The following is a 14,524-nucleotide window of genomic DNA, read 5'->3' as shown; positions in this document are numbered from 1 at the left end:
CAAAACTATTAAAAGGATCAGCCAAATTGACGCAAAAGCATGTCGTACCCAGTCAAATGACCGCTATTGAGGTGATTAATCCCGGTAGCCAAAGCCAGTTGCAGCAAGTCACAGTGGCTGTTCCTGTGCTAAAAGCCGGGCAGGTTCTGGTTAAAGTCGCAGCTGCAGGTATTAACAGAGCAGATTTATTGCAGCGTTCAGGACTCTATCCGCCGCCAGCAGGGGAGTCCGATATTTTAGGTTTGGAAGTCGCTGGTACTGTGGTGGCTGTGGCCGATGATGTATCGCAAGATTGGCTTAGCGAGACTGTATTTGGCTTAGTGCCTGGCGGTGGTTATGCGCAGTATGTCGCTATGTCTGCAGAACATCTGATCAAAAAGCCTGCAACTTTGGGTATGAGCGAAGCTGCTGCTTGTGCTGAAGTGTTTTTAACAGCTTTCCAGGCGATGCGGGTTGTGGGTCATTTGCCCTATCAAGGCGCGTTATTGGTGCATGCAGGGGCCAGTGGGGTTGGCACAGCAGCTCTACAGCTGGGTAAAGCTATGGGCTGCTTTGTTGCTGTGACAGTGGGTTCGGACGAAAAAGCCAAAGCCTGCTTAGCCTTAGGCGTCGATTGTGCTGTGAACTATAAAACTCATGATTTTGATGCTGAACTAAAAGCCGCACGACCTCAAGGTTTTGATTTGATTATCGACCCTGTAGCAGGTGAATACATCGCCAAAGATATTCAGCTGTTGGCGCTGGATGGGCAGATTGTCGTGCTTTCTATGCTGGGTGGCCGTATGACACCAGAGCTGGATTTAGGCCTGATGCTGAAAAAACGCGGTCAGCTTTTATGCTCCACACTTCGAAGCAGAACAGATGGCTATAAATCAGCATTAATCAGCGATTTTAGTCAGCAGTTTGGAAAGGCTTTGGCGGAAGGAAAAATTAAACCTGTGCTGGCGCAAAGTATCGACTGGTCAGAAGCGGAGCGGGCGCATCAGTTGCTGGCTGCTAACGCTGTGGTGGGCAAACTGGTACTCACGTTATTTTGATTTTTTCGCTTACTGAGCTTTGAAAACAACAAACCGGCTTAAGCCGGTTTGTTGTGATCTGATGTTTGGTGTTTATCTGGCTCTGCTTCATCTACAGCTTCAACAGTTTCAGTGGTTACAGCAGCTTCTTGTTCTGCATCCATACTGCTCAACTCCTGATCCGCTGTCGGCAGCTCTGCATCCGAATGATGAGGGTTGACCATTTGCTCCTGCACCATTTGCTCGTCAACCCGTGGATCTAAGGCGGCAGCTAAAGGAGAAGACATTAAGTCGCCCGATGCCATGACATAGTCCTGAGCTACTTCTTTGTTTTGTTGTTTCTGTTGGTAATTCACCTGAGTTAAACGTAAAAACAGCAGCAAAGTACATAAAGCCATAAAACCATACAGCATGCTATCGCCAATCAGCTGCATAAAAGCAGAAGCGATCAGTGGCCCAATACAAGCGCCCAAACCAAAGGTCAGTAAAATAGTGGCTGACAATGCAACCCTATGTTCCTGCTCTACATTCTGATTCGCCAGCGCTGTTGCCAGCGGATACAGCGTAAAAGCTAAAATACCAAAAGCAAAAGTAAACACCAGTTGTGGTATTCCGCTCAGCGGCAGTATAGCTATACAAAGCACAATGGCACCGAGGATCACTGTATTGATACGGATCAGCCTGCTGCGTCTGATTTTGTCAGACAGACGCCCCATAGGCCACTGCGCTAATAAGCCTGCGATAACGGTGGTTGCCATATAAGCTGCAACTTGTTGTGTGCTGGCGCCGCTGTGCGCAATATAAGCCGGTGCAAGGCCATAAAAAGAACCAACGATCACACCAGCCATACCTACGGTCGTCAGTGCCTGTGGCACTTTTTGCCAGAATAGTTTGATTTTAAGTGGCGCAGGTTGCAAAGGCGCAGGGTGAATACGGCGTGTTAAGGCCAAAGGCACAATACAAAGCGCAAAACACATAGCGACAATCAGCAAAGGTTTAAGAGTTAATTCCGGGTTTAAGCTAATCGCCAGCTGACCCAGCACCAAACCTAAGTAAGAGACAATCATATAACTGGCAAAGACTGTACCGCGGTTTTTACTGTCGGCTTGCTCGTTCAGCCAGCTTTCCAGCACCATATACATACACATCATGCCCATACCCACCATCAGGCGCAGCACCAGCCAGACGGCTAAATCGTCTATTAAGGCATGACCCAAAGCGCTTGCTGTGGTAATGCCAGCGCTGGCAACAAAAGCACGGATATGACCAACACGGGCTATTAAACGGTGACCAATTTTAGAACCAGCGACTAACCCCAGATAATAAGCCGACATCATGCCGCCTATCCAGATTTGAGCTGCCGAGTCTGCGGCAAGGCGCAAACCTAAATAAGTGGTCAGTACCCCAGAGGCGAGTACCATCAATAAAGTGGCAAAATACAACGAAGAAAACGAACGCAGAATGTTAGACATGCTTTTCCTTGTCACAAAAAAGGGCGGGCGATTTACATCGGACCCGCCCGTATTTTCTATTTAACGCGCATTCCGGGCGTAGCACCATCATCTGGTGTTAACAGGAAAATATCACTGCCACCAGGGCCAGCAGCCATGACCATGCCTTCTGACATGCCAAACCGCATTTTACGTGGCGCTAAGTTCGCAACCATCACAGTCAGACGACCTATGAGTTGCTCTGGCTGGTAAGCGGATTTAATGCCTGCAAACACCTGACGTTGCTCGTTGCCTAAGTCCAGTTGCAGTTTCACCAGCTTGTCAGCGCCTTCCACATGTTCGGCGTTGATAATACGGGCAACCCGTAAATCCAGCTTGGCAAAATCATCAATGTTGATGGTTTCGCCAATAGGTTCGATAGCGCCATCTGCAGCAACAGCAGGAGCTGTTTTAGTTTCTGCAACAGCAGCTTTAGCAACAGGTGCCGCAGCTGTAGGCTGTAAGTTTTCTTTTGAGCCTTCGACCATAGCTTCTACCTTTGTCATTTCTACACGTTGCATCAGAGGTTTAAATACATTGATGCTGTGATTGGTTAAAGCGGTCTGATACGTCGACCAGCTTAATTCATCGTTTAAAAACAGTTCCACTTCTTTGGCCATAGCCGGCAGCACTGGTTTTAAGTAATGCATCAGTACGCGGAACAGGTTAATACCCATAGAGCAGACCAAATGCGCTTCGGTTAAGGTCGCTTCATTTTTTGCCAGCACCCAAGGCGCTTTAGCGTCTATATACTGGTTGGCTTTATCGGCCAGCGCCATAATTTCACGGATAGCACGGGCAAATTCACGTTTCTCAAAGCTTTCGGCAATGGTTTCGCCTGCAGCTGTGAACTCAGCTAATAACGCAGGTTCTGCAATGTCTGCTGTTAATTTGCCATCGAATTTTTTGCTGATAAAGCTGGCGCAGCGACTGGCGATATTCACCACTTTGCCTACTAAATCTGCATTCACTTTTTGCGCAAAATCTTCCAGATTTAAATCCAGGTCGGTGATATTACTGGTGAGCTTAGATGCAAAGTAATAACGCAGATACTCAGGGTTTAAATGCTCCAAATAAGTACGGGCTTTGATAAAGGTGCCACGAGACTTGGACATTTTGGCACCGTTGACAGTGACAAAACCGTGCGCATACACAGAGGTAGGTTTACGGTAACCAGCACCATCTAACATAGCTGGCCAGAACAGGCTGTGGAAATAGATAATGTCTTTGCCGATAAAGTGGTAAATCTCAGCGTCAGAGTCTTTTTGCCAGAACTGGTCAAAGTTCACGCCTGTTTTATCACAGTAGTTTTTAAAGCTGGCTAAGTAGCCTATAGGAGCGTCTAACCAGACATAGAAAAACTTGCCTGGCGCGCCTGGAATTTCAAAACCAAAATAAGGTGCGTCGCGGCTGATATCCCATTGCTGCAGGCCTTCAGTAAACCATTCCTGCAGTTTGTTCGCCATTTCATCCTGCAATGAACCACTGCGGGTCCAGTCTTTTAGCATTTGCTCAAAAGCAGGCAGGTCGAAGAAATAGTGTTCGCTGTCTTTTAAAACCGGAGTTGCACCTGACACTACTGAACGTGGGTTTTTCAATTCAGTTGGGCTGTAGGTTGCGCCACATGAATCACAGCTATCGCCGTTTTGATCAGAAGTACCACATTTAGGGCAATCGCCCTTCACAAACCGATCCGGCAGGAACATTTGTTTTTCAGGGTCAAACAACTGGCTGATGGTTTTACGTTTGATATAACCACCTTTATCCAGCTTGGTATAAATATCGCTGGCGAATTGGCGGTTTTCTTCACTATGAGTGCTGTGATAGTTATCAAAACCTATTAAAAACTCTGCAAAGTCAGCCTGATGCTCTTGCGAAGTTTGCGCAATCATCTGCTCTGGGGTAATACCCAGCTGCTGCGCTTTAAGCATAATAGGAGTGCCATGAGCATCATCAGCACAGACGTAATAACACTGATGACCACGGGCTTTTTGGAAACGGGACCAGATGTCAGTCTGAATATATTCCAGCATATGACCTAAGTGAATGGGGCCGTTGGCATAAGGTAAAGCACTGGTGATAAGAATTTTGCGTTGTGTCATCGATAACTCATAGATATATCACTGAAAAAAGTGGCTTAATGATACAATAGCGCGCGTTAAAGCGCACCAGTTCAAAAGCAGCAAAGCGCTGAAAAGCTGGTAAAGTGTGCACAAAATACAGTTCACAGGAATCGAACCAGTTCAGCAACACAGATTGAGTAACACGATGTGGTTTAAATGGTTTAAAAAAGCAGCAGAACAGCAATCATCAGCCGATGACATGCCGGACCTATTAGCCAAAACTTTGGCTGAGTTTCAAAGCAACGAATTTCCTATGCCGCTGGATAGCTTGATTCAGCAGGCCAGTTTTAACACTAAACAAAATAGCCTGAGCTTAACGCTGAAATTCCCATGGGCCTCTTTGGCTGACGAGTTATTGCCTGTACTTCAGCAGGTGCAGCCAAATCTGACTCTGGAACTTCGAAGCGAAAACACAGTAGAACCAGCATACCGCAATATCAAGCAAGTGATTTTGGTGGCATCAGGCAAAGGTGGTGTAGGTAAAAGCACTACTGCTGTTAATCTGGCGGTGGCTTTAGGCTTAGAAGGGGCCAAAGTAGGGCTGTTGGATGCGGATATTTATGGTCCTTCCATTCCTACCATGTTGGGTTTAAAAGATGCCAAAGCTGAATCACCAGACGATAAACATCTATTACCTAAACAAGCCGCTGGAATTTATTTACAGTCGATAGGTTTTTTAGTCGACCCGGAAAAAGCTTCGGTTTGGCGTGGCCCTATGGCCAGTCAGGCATTGCTGCAGTTATTAAACGAAACCTTGTGGCCGGATTTAGATTATTTAATTGTCGATATGCCACCTGGCACGGGCGATATTCAACTGACCATGTCGCAAAAACTGCCAGTGACCGGAGCTTTGATAGTCACAACACCGCAGGATGTGGCTTTGGCTGATGCACAAAAAGCCATTTCTATGTTTCGCAGTGTGAATATTCCTGTGCTTGGACTGGTAGAGAACATGAGTTTTTACCAGTGCAGTCACTGCGGTGAAATTGACGATATTTTTGGTACCAACGGTGGCTTAGAATTAGCTGAACGTTATCAGGTACCTGTGCTGGGTCAGTTACCCTTACAAAAACAAATACGCCAGTCCTGTGATGCCGGAACGCCGCTAGTGCTGAACCCAGCCGAAAGCGGTACTGGTTTTTACCGGGCTATAGCACGACAACTGAGCTTTGCTTTATATTGGAACTCCCAACATCAGCAAGCGCAGCAACCCGAAATTATTTTTACGGATGATTAACCATGAGATTGTGTGACCGCGACATTGAAGCCTACATAGACGCAGGCAAGATCCAAATTACGCCACGGCCAACACCAGACATGATCAGCGGTGTCAGTGTGGATATTCGCTTAGGCCATAAATTCCGCACTTTTCGTGCTTATGCCGCTGCATTTATCGATTTAAGTGGTCCACGTGAAGAAGTGGATCATGCATTAAATTCAGTGATGAGTGATGAAATTGTATTAACAGATGACGAAGCATTTTTCCTGCACCCGGGCGAATTGGCATTGGCTATTACGCTTGAATCCGTCACTTTGCCTGCTGACATAGTAGGTTGGTTGGATGGCCGTTCTTCATTAGCCCGTTTGGGTTTAATGGTACATGTAACAGCGCACCGTATCGATCCAGGTTGGTCTGGCAATATAGTGCTTGAGTTTTATAACAGTGGTCGTTTACCACTGGCACTTAGACCCAATATGAAAATTGGGGCGCTGAATTTTGAAACTATGACAGGTGAAGCTGCCCGTCCATACAACAAAAGAGTGGATGCGAAGTATCAGCAACAGACAGGCGCTGTGGCAAGCCGTATTAGCCAGGACGACCAAAGTTAGTCTTTAACCTGACCCAGAAATGAAAAAGCCCATACAAAAGTGGTATGGGCTGAAGCAATAAAGCAAAAATGAAGCGGGGTAATTATGCAATATATCTGCATAGCTTCGCAACCCGGCTTTTTTAGATTTTTTCATTTTTTGTGCAATTAGTGTCGCATTAACTGAATAGTTAGTTAAAAAAACAGAGTTTATCCAACGATTTGCAGCGCTGGTTCAAAGTACAAGCCAAGATTTGATTGCTTACAGGAGTTTTCATGCAGCCCGCCAGTTTTCTTCGTCTCTTTAGTTTGGCCGCCATTTGGGGTTCTTCTTTTTTATTTATGCGTATCGCTGTTGGTAGCTTAGGGCCAGCTGCTTTAATGACGGGCAGGGTGTTGTTTGCTGCACTATTTTTGGGCCTGATGGGCTGGTTTTTGAAAAAACATCAGCTGGATTTAAAAAATAACTGGAAGCACTTTTTTATTCTTGGCTTTTTTAACTCTGCCTTACCGTTTTTGTTATTTGCTTATGCTGCTCAAACCTTAACGGCTTCGGTTTTATCTGTGCTTAATGCCACTGCTCCTATCTGGGGCGCTTTGATAGGTATAGTGGTTTTCCGGCAAGCTTTAACTTTGCGAATAGCGATTGGTCTGGTGCTGGGGATCAGTGGTGTGGCCATCTTGGTGGGTTTTGACCCTGTTGTGCTGGAACCTGGTGCTTTAGTGGCTGTATTTTGTGCCGCTGGCGCTGCCTTTTGTTATGGCATAGCGACCCATTACACTCGTCTTGCGAAAACTGTCGCTCCTTATACCAACGCCCACGGTAGTATGTGGACATCAGCTTTGATGCTGGCTCCTGTCATGTTGTTATTCCCCATACAAGCCGATATCAGTTTGAATGTTGCAGCTGCTGTATTAGCCCTTGGGGTCATTTGTACTGGTGTGGCTTATTTATTATATTTCCGCTTAGTGCAGGACGAAGGCGCCACTCCGGCCTTAACAGTCACCTTCTTAATTCCGGTGTTTGGTGTGTTCTGGGGCCATGTGTTTTTAAACGAAGCTTTAGGTTGGCATACTTTTGTTGGGGTAGCAGTGGTGATCACCGGCACCTCGCTGGTGACAGGGTTTAAACCTTCGTCGCTTTTTAAAGTCAAAGCCTAAGAGATACCTGAGTATTCAGAAGCTGTTCAGGCTGTGCTTGTTATAACTTCATACAAGCTGGTGATAAATGCATCAGTGTTACAAAGAATTTTGGAGTGTGGCGTCGGATCTCGCGACACTCTTCCCCATAGATCCGGGTTTTAGCGGCCACAACTGTGGCAGGAGCTTACAATGCGTGCCCTGATGAAATGCTTACCTTTGCTTTCAGTGGCTTTATTCCCAGCCTTGTTGGTTGCCCCAGTGGCAGCACAACAGACCGCCAGTGCCGGTAGCACTGTGCAAAGTTTTAGTCAGGCTGAGCTGGACGCTATGCTTGCTCCTATTGCTTTGTACCCGGATACGGTGTTGTCGCATGTGCTTATTGCATCCACTTATCCGCTGGAAATTATCAAAGCCAATCGTTGGGTGGAAGAACATCCTCGTTACAGTGCTGAAGAAGCGCTGGAACAAGTGGAAGATGAAGATTGGGATCCAAGTGTAAAAGCTTTGGTGCCTTTCCCACAATTGCTGGAACGCATGAGTGATGATATCGACTGGACACAGCGTTTAGGTGACGCGTTTTTAGGTCAGGAAGCACAAGTCATGACCAGTATTCAGACCTTGCGTAACAAAGCTTATGCTTCTGGTAATCTGGATAAACAAGAACATATTAAAGTGGTAAGGCAAGAAAAAACCATCATCATAGAACCTGCCTCTCCGCAGGTGGTTTATATCCCTTATTACGATCCACAAGTGGTGTATGGTCCATGGTGGTGGCATAGCTATCCGCCAGTCTATTGGCATGTGCCTGTGGGTTATGCTGTGCATCGTGGTTTTTCCTGGGGCGTTGGTATTCAGATTGCGCCGGGATTCTATTTCAGCAGCTTTCACTGGCCGCGCCGTCAGATTGTGGTGATCGATCACCATCATCATTGGCGTGACCCGTATTACTATCGCAGCCATCAGATAGTACATCATAAGAATTCACATCACTGGCGCCATAATCCACACCACAGACGTGGTGTGAGTTATCAGGCAGGGTATCAGCCAACCCGCGAGTTCAGTGGCAATCGCAGTTATCAGAACAGAGATCAACAACGTGAATGGGCTGCCCAAACCCGTGAAAACAAGGGTTATGCACCGGACCGCAAGTTTAATAGTGAAAAGGCCCAACGTTTTGACGAAAAAGAACGTCAGTTCGACCGTAATAAAAAAGGTGATGATCTTATTCGCCGAGCCAAAGAAGAAGGCCCGCGAGCTCAGGTCGAGCCAACAAATTCTCGTGACTTCAAGGACAGACAGCAGGTATTGCGTCAGGAGTTGAAAAATAACAATCGTCAAGATCCGGGGGTGGACCGTGCTGTAAAGCAACCTCGACCAGACGTAGTTCGCCCGGAACGTTCTTACCAAACGCAAAGGACGGAGCAAACTAAATTTGAACGTCCTGTGCAACAGCCAAGAGTTGAGGCGGTAAGGCCTGAGCGTAATTACCAGACTCCTCGTGTTGAACAGCCGCGCCCGGAACGCAGCTACCAACAACCCCGTGTTGAGCAGCCGCGTGTAGAACGCAGCTATCAGCAGCCGAGGGTTGAACAGCCAAGGGTAGAACGTAGCTATCAACAACCACGAGTGCAACAGCCGCGGATGGAGCAGCCAAGAGCGCAAAGCAGAGAAATGCGCAGCTCAGAAGGGCGCAGACAAATCGAATAACAGCTATAACTGAATGAACAAAGGCAGCTGCGGCTGCCTTTTGTATAATCCACAAAAATAACAAGGACAGTCGTATGAATGTCATCGCAAAACGTGTTTTTACCACTACTGCTCTGATGATGTTGAGCTTAAGTTCATGGGTCGTCTCTGCCCAATCCCCGCTGTTAAAAGAGCAAATTGAAACCATAGTGATGGGTAAACAAGCCACTGTGGGTGTTGCTGTATGGGGGCCTGATGATCTGGAGCCTTTGCTGGTGAATCCTTTTGAGAAATTCCCGATGCAAAGTGTATTTAAGCTGCATTTAGCCATGTTGGTTTTACATCAGGTCGATCAGGGTAAACTGGATTTAAATCAATCGGTCGCGGTAAAACGCTCCGAAGTATTACAAAACACCTGGTCGCCAATGATGAAAGATCATCAGGGCGATGAATTTACTGTTGCAGTACAGCAGTTACTGCAGTATTCGGTGTCACACAGCGACAATGTGGCCTGTGATTTATTGTTCGAACTGGTTGGAGGGCCTGCAGCTCTGCATACTTACATTCAGTCTTTAGGTATTAATGAAACTGAAGTTGTGGCAAATGAAGCACAAATGCATGCCGATGATCAGGTGCAGTATAAAAACTGGACTTCGATGAAAGCAGTAGCTCAACTTTTGCAAAAGTTTGAACAAAAAAAGCAGTTATCTGAAACCTCCCAGGCTTTATTGTGGAAGTGGATGGTGGAAACCACCACAGGACCACAGCGGTTAAAAGGCTTGTTACCTGCGGGCACTATAGTGGCGCATAAAACCGGTACTTCGGGCGTCAGAGCAGGAAAAACTGCGGCGACTAATGATATAGGCGTCATTATGTTGCCTGATGGACGGCCTTTATTGGTGGCGGTATTTGTCAAGGATTCGGCTGAATCAGAACGAACCAATGAAGCCATTATCGCGCAAGTCGCTCAGGCTGCTTATCAGTTTGAGCTGAAAAAACTCTCAGCAGTTAGTCCGGATTAAACAACATGCAGGGCTATCTAAGCGACTTATTAAGGTTGTACACTGAACTCATGATCTGTAAATGGAGTAGGTTATGCAGTTACTAGGTTCAGTGGCTTCCCCTTTTGTGCGTCGTTTACGTTTAGTTCTGGCGGGTCAGGCGTATCAGTTTGTTGCATTAAATATTTTTGAGTCGCAAGGCCGCTCTGTGCTGGTAAAACACAATCCAGCGCGTAAAGTGCCGGTGTTAGTGGACGAGGAGCAGGTGATTTTTGATTCAGGAGTCATTTACCGTTACCTGGCACAGAAGTTAAATTTAAAACCATTGAGCTGGGATCAGGAAAATTGCCTGACCACTATCAATGCCTGTACAGATTCGCTGGTTGAGCTGTTGCTATGTAAACGCTCTGGTTTTGAAGTCACAGAGGATAAGTTGTTTTTTAACCTGCAGCATGAGCGTATACAGGCAACGCTGGAAGCGCTGGAGCAACAAATCAGGGCAGGGCATTTTGGACGCTGGGATTATCTGAGTATTAGCTTATTTACGCTTATCGACTGGGTGCTGTTCCGTGATTTAGTCGATTTAAAACCTTTTCCGGTCTTACTGCAGTTTAGACATGAGCATTTAAACCAGCCGATGGTGGCTGAAACTGATCCTCGTTTGAGCTAAAAACAAAAGGGCAGAGCTTAAGCTCTGCCCTTTTTAATTTTATTCCACACCAATGAAACCACCGGTTTGATGCGCCCATAACTGAGCGTAAATGCCACCTTTGGCAATTAGTTCCTGATGGCTACCTTGCTCAACTATACGACCCTGGTCCAGCACTATGAGCCTGTCCATTGCAGCTATAGTAGACAAACGGTGTGCGATAGCGATCACTGTTTTACCTATCATCAGCTGAGTCAGACTGTGCTGAATAGCGGCCTCTACTTCTGAATCCAATGCTGAGGTTGCTTCATCCAGAATAAGGATAGGGGCGTTTTTCAAAAGTACCCTTGCTATCGCAATACGCTGACGCTGACCACCTGAAAGTTTTACACCCCGTTCGCCGACCTGAGCGTCATAACCGCTATTGCCTTTAGGATCCGTCAGTTCCTGAATAAAGGCATCGGCTTCTGCCAAGCGAGCTGCTTCAAACATTTCTGCTTCAGTAGCACCGGGACGGCCATACAAAATATTCTCCCGCACTGTACGGTGCAGCAAAGAGGTATCCTGCGTCACCATAGCGATATGAGCGCGTAAGCTTTCCTGTGATACAGTTTTGATGTCCTGACCATCTATTAAAATCTGGCCGGAATTGACGTCATAAAAACGCAACAACAAGTTCACCAGCGTTGATTTACCTGCACCAGAGCGACCTACTAAACCTACTTTTTCACCTGGTTTAATCGACAATTCCAGACCGTCAATCACAGGGCCATGTTCACCAGCCACTTTGCCGTAGTTAAAGTTCAGCTGCTTAAATTCAATCTGACCTTGTGACACTTCAATAGGTTTAGCATCGGTTTTATCGACGATTTGATGCGGCTGAGACAAGGTAGCAATACCGTCTGCCACTGTACCGATGTTTTCAAACAACGCACTGACTTCCCACATGATCCACTGCGACATACCGTTTAAACGCAAAGCCAGACTGACGGCTATGGCAATAGAACCTACAGTGACTGCATTGACGGACCATAACCATATCGCCAGAGTGGCAATAGAGAACACCAACAGATAGTTCAGCCCTTGCACACAAATATTCAACCAGGTGGCGAGACGCATTTGTTTGTACACAGGCACCAGAAACAGCTGCATGCTGTCGCGCGCATAATCAGACTCACGGGCTGTGTGTGAGAACAGTTTAATGGTGCTGATATTGGTGTAGCTGTCGACAATACGGCCTGTCATTTCTGAACGGGCGTCGGCCTGCTCAGTAGCAACCTGTTTCAGCCGTGGCACAAAATAGAACTGCAAGCCAGTGTAGATCACTAACCATGCAATCATCGGCAGTACTAAACGCCAGTCGGCATCGGCTATCAGATACAACATAGAGCCAAAATACACCACCACATACACCATCACATCCAACAGCTTGGTGGCGGTTTCGCGCACAGCCAATGCCGTTTGCATTACCTTGGTGGCGATACGGCCTGCGAACTCATTCTGATAAAAGCCAAGGCTTTGTTTTAATAAATAACGGTGCGCTAACCAGCGGATCGACATAGGGTAGTTACCCAATATCGTCTGGTGGATCAGTGCAGAGTGGAAAAACACTAACGCAGGTAAAACCACCAACATCACTACAGCCATGGTGATCAAGGTATCCTGCTCTTCCTGCCAGAAGGTTTCAGGGTTTTTATTCACCAGCCAATCTACCAGTTGGCCCATATAACCGAATAAAGACACTTCCAGTGCTGCCAGCAGTGCTGTTGCGATGGACATCAGGATCAGCGGTAGCACCATACCTTTGCTGTAGTGCAAACAAAATGCAAATAAGCCTTGAGGCGGCTGAGTTGGCTCGTCATCAGGGAAAGGTTTGGTTAATCGTTCAAAAAAGCCCAGCATAAAATTCCTCAGAGGCGACGAAAAAGGCGCTTATTGTACGTCAAAGTTTAAAAAACAGATGTAACTATTTGATGAACGGCTGTTTTACAGCGATCACTTTATTTGATGTGCAGTGGTGTTATATCAGCAGAATTACCCAATTAAACGGCAGATTGTTGAAAATAAATACAAAAAAATATGAAAAAACCAAAAGAGTTGATATCACGATAACTCAGCAGCTTAGATTTTTATGAAAACCCAAAATGGGTAATTATCGAAAAATCTATAACTTAGCTGCACTTTGGCTAGCTTGCAAAGCCTCTGATGCTTTCTACACTGAACATACAGAGTACCCCTAATAAGGGTGTTGTCTCGTCTTACAGGAGTGTTGAAATGGATGCCAAAGAAATACTGCTACATATAAAACAAGCCGAATTGCAATCTGAGTTAATTGTTGAAGCTGGTCAGGAACTGGACAGAGCCATTAAACAATTGCAGGACTGGTCTGAAGACTGGGATTGTCAGCGCCGCGCTTGTGAAGATATGTACGACGCCGTGCATTTAATTCTGATCCATACCTATCAATTATCCCGGATATTCTGGCCTGCCAAATGCTGCGGAGAGCAGGGGCTGGACATCTGCCACAGAGCTATGGCGCTGCGCAGTGAAATCAACCTGCCAGATCTCAATCATCCGCTACGCAATGAAGCCTTGTGGCGCCATGCTGATGAGTTGGATCATTCAGTACGGGACAACAGCGCAATGCGCCGTTACAACGCCCACCACTTAACCAGTTTTAATCAGGTCATCACCTGGATGGATAACGAAGCTATGTTTTGCTGGCTTGAACCCGCCAGTAAAACCTTCGTGTTCCACACCGAAGAGTTTGCTCTGGCTGAGCTAATAGAGGTTGTGCATCAGGTTCAACAGGAGATCCAGCATTACCTAAAAAAGCAGCATCAGCCAAACTTAAGTCTGGCCAAACCTGCGTTTTATCAGTTTGAAAAGCAATGGGCTAACTGAATGGGGCGGCCGCTAAAAGGCCGCTATTTAGTCAGCCTGATAAAGCCATAACTTTGAATATCCTGCACCTTATTCTGCTGCAAGCTTTCAGCGACTTCTGCCTGAAAATCTTCTACATACAGATGCAAGTCATCCTGAAATTGTTCGTCTAGTTTATTGCGTTCTTCAGCTTCGCTGGTTCTTTGCACATCAAAGGCCTGCATACAAAGTTTGTGCGCTCTTTGTTCCATTTGCTGTGAAACCCTTTGCTCTATTTCCTTGACTGTTAAATGGCGGCAGGTCTTTTTATACCAAAACAGACCACTCAGCAGCAGTACAGCCATCACAAGCAGTGATAAAAACTCAATCATAAGACAACTCCTTTTCTGAGCGTTTGTATGTCCTTAACAAACCAGAATATGGCGAATGGCACTACTGAAATGTTAATAGAAACAATAATGTATTTGTATATTTCAGATAACAAATTTGTATCAAAAACCATTCTGTCGGCATATCGCATAAACTGCAAAGCACACAAGCTTAATAGACAGACCATAATATAGCGGGTCAGTTTACTGGCTGGAATGTCGTGTACTACGTGTATTTTGTAAATACACCAAACACACGATACATCGACTGCACTCCATGTGATATACCAAAAAGATGGTCCTGTATCTTCATAAACTGTAGCCAGATCCATCACAAAGGGCTGGGCTTTATCCATA

At 46.2% G+C, this 14,524-nt stretch carries 12 protein-coding genes; 8 read left to right on the top strand and 4 right to left on the bottom strand.

Annotation, left to right across the window (positions count from 1 at the left end):
• Positions 1-26: 26 nt before the first annotated feature.
• Positions 27-1,037 carry an NAD(P)H-quinone oxidoreductase gene (locus OM978_RS11920; protein WP_264342440.1) on the top strand — a complete coding sequence of 337 codons (1,011 nt, stop codon included), beginning with the start codon at positions 27-29 and terminating at the stop codon, positions 1,035-1,037.
• Between the two features lie 38 nt (positions 1,038-1,075).
• On the opposite strand, the gene OM978_RS11915 is transcribed toward OM978_RS11920, so the two are convergent.
• Complete coding sequence (locus OM978_RS11915) at positions 1,076-2,488, bottom strand: MFS transporter (protein WP_264342439.1); 1,413 nt, start codon at positions 2,486-2,488, stop codon at positions 1,076-1,078.
• A gap of 56 nt (positions 2,489-2,544) precedes the next feature.
• Positions 2,545-4,608: a methionine--tRNA ligase gene (gene metG / locus OM978_RS11910; protein WP_264342438.1), complete on the bottom strand. Its 2,064-nt coding sequence runs from the start codon at positions 4,606-4,608 to the stop codon at positions 2,545-2,547.
• A gap of 166 nt (positions 4,609-4,774) precedes the next feature.
• Between metG and apbC the strand changes: the two genes are divergently transcribed.
• From apbC to OM978_RS11880, 6 genes are all read left to right on the top strand, one after another.
• Complete coding sequence (gene apbC, locus OM978_RS11905; protein ID WP_264342437.1) at positions 4,775-5,866, top strand: iron-sulfur cluster carrier protein ApbC; 1,092 nt, start codon at positions 4,775-4,777, stop codon at positions 5,864-5,866.
• Between the two features lie 2 nt (positions 5,867-5,868).
• Complete coding sequence (dcd, locus tag OM978_RS11900; RefSeq protein ID WP_233007323.1) at positions 5,869-6,459, top strand: dCTP deaminase; 591 nt, start codon at positions 5,869-5,871, stop codon at positions 6,457-6,459.
• A gap of 254 nt (positions 6,460-6,713) precedes the next feature.
• Positions 6,714-7,598 (top strand): DMT family transporter, encoded by an 885-nt coding sequence (locus tag OM978_RS11895; protein ID WP_264342436.1) that lies wholly within the window; start codon positions 6,714-6,716, stop codon positions 7,596-7,598.
• A gap of 171 nt (positions 7,599-7,769) precedes the next feature.
• Entirely contained in the window at positions 7,770-9,287 is a 1,518-nt protein-coding gene (locus tag OM978_RS11890) for a DUF3300 domain-containing protein (RefSeq protein WP_264342435.1), read from the top strand.
• A 74-nt stretch (positions 9,288-9,361) separates the two neighbouring features.
• Positions 9,362-10,288 (top strand): PER family extended-spectrum class A beta-lactamase, encoded by a 927-nt coding sequence (gene blaPER / locus OM978_RS11885; protein ID WP_264342434.1) that lies wholly within the window; start codon positions 9,362-9,364, stop codon positions 10,286-10,288.
• Positions 10,289-10,361: 73 nt separating this feature from the next.
• On the top strand, positions 10,362-10,937 hold the full coding sequence (locus OM978_RS11880; protein WP_264342433.1) for a glutathione S-transferase family protein: 576 nt from the start codon (positions 10,362-10,364) through the stop codon (positions 10,935-10,937).
• 39 nt (positions 10,938-10,976) lie between these two features.
• Here OM978_RS11880 and OM978_RS11875 read toward each other — a convergent pair whose 3' ends face one another.
• Entirely contained in the window at positions 10,977-12,818 is a 1,842-nt protein-coding gene (locus OM978_RS11875; protein ID WP_264342432.1) for an ABC transporter ATP-binding protein, read from the bottom strand.
• Between the two features lie 372 nt (positions 12,819-13,190).
• On the opposite strand from OM978_RS11875, the gene OM978_RS11870 reads away from it, so the two are divergent.
• Positions 13,191-13,820 (top strand): hypothetical protein, encoded by a 630-nt coding sequence (locus OM978_RS11870; RefSeq protein WP_264342431.1) that lies wholly within the window; start codon positions 13,191-13,193, stop codon positions 13,818-13,820.
• Positions 13,821-13,843: 23 nt separating this feature from the next.
• On the opposite strand, the gene OM978_RS11865 is transcribed toward OM978_RS11870, so the two are convergent.
• On the bottom strand, positions 13,844-14,170 hold the full coding sequence (locus OM978_RS11865) for a hypothetical protein (RefSeq protein ID WP_264342430.1): 327 nt from the start codon (positions 14,168-14,170) through the stop codon (positions 13,844-13,846).
• Between the last annotated feature and the right edge of the window lie 354 nt (positions 14,171-14,524).

The sequence above is a fragment of the Rheinheimera sp. MM224 genome (genome assembly GCF_947090785.1).
GTDB lineage: Bacteria > Pseudomonadota > Gammaproteobacteria > Enterobacterales > Alteromonadaceae > Pararheinheimera.
The sequence above is the reverse complement of the archived record's forward strand: the minus strand, read 5'-3'. Positions and strand labels throughout refer to the sequence as shown.

What these genes read in the sequence shown, in the direction of transcription:
- OM978_RS11870 (WP_264342431.1), top strand. Translation starts at nt 13,191, where the DNA reads ATGGATGCCAAAGAAATACTGCTACATATAAAACAAGCCGAATTGCAA.
- OM978_RS11915 (WP_264342439.1), bottom strand. Translation starts at nt 2,488, where the DNA reads ATGTCTAACATTCTGCGTTCGTTTTCTTCGTTGTATTTTGCCACTTTA.
- OM978_RS11875 (WP_264342432.1), bottom strand. Translation starts at nt 12,818, where the DNA reads ATGCTGGGCTTTTTTGAACGATTAACCAAACCTTTCCCTGATGACGAG.
- blaPER (WP_264342434.1), top strand. Translation starts at nt 9,362, where the DNA reads ATGAATGTCATCGCAAAACGTGTTTTTACCACTACTGCTCTGATGATG.
- metG (WP_264342438.1), bottom strand. Translation starts at nt 4,608, where the DNA reads ATGACACAACGCAAAATTCTTATCACCAGTGCTTTACCTTATGCCAAC.
- OM978_RS11895 (WP_264342436.1), top strand. Translation starts at nt 6,714, where the DNA reads ATGCAGCCCGCCAGTTTTCTTCGTCTCTTTAGTTTGGCCGCCATTTGG.
- OM978_RS11865 (WP_264342430.1), bottom strand. Translation starts at nt 14,170, where the DNA reads ATGATTGAGTTTTTATCACTGCTTGTGATGGCTGTACTGCTGCTGAGT.
- OM978_RS11890 (WP_264342435.1), top strand. Translation starts at nt 7,770, where the DNA reads ATGCGTGCCCTGATGAAATGCTTACCTTTGCTTTCAGTGGCTTTATTC.
- OM978_RS11880 (WP_264342433.1), top strand. Translation starts at nt 10,362, where the DNA reads ATGCAGTTACTAGGTTCAGTGGCTTCCCCTTTTGTGCGTCGTTTACGT.
- dcd (WP_233007323.1), top strand. Translation starts at nt 5,869, where the DNA reads ATGAGATTGTGTGACCGCGACATTGAAGCCTACATAGACGCAGGCAAG.
- apbC (WP_264342437.1), top strand. Translation starts at nt 4,775, where the DNA reads ATGTGGTTTAAATGGTTTAAAAAAGCAGCAGAACAGCAATCATCAGCC.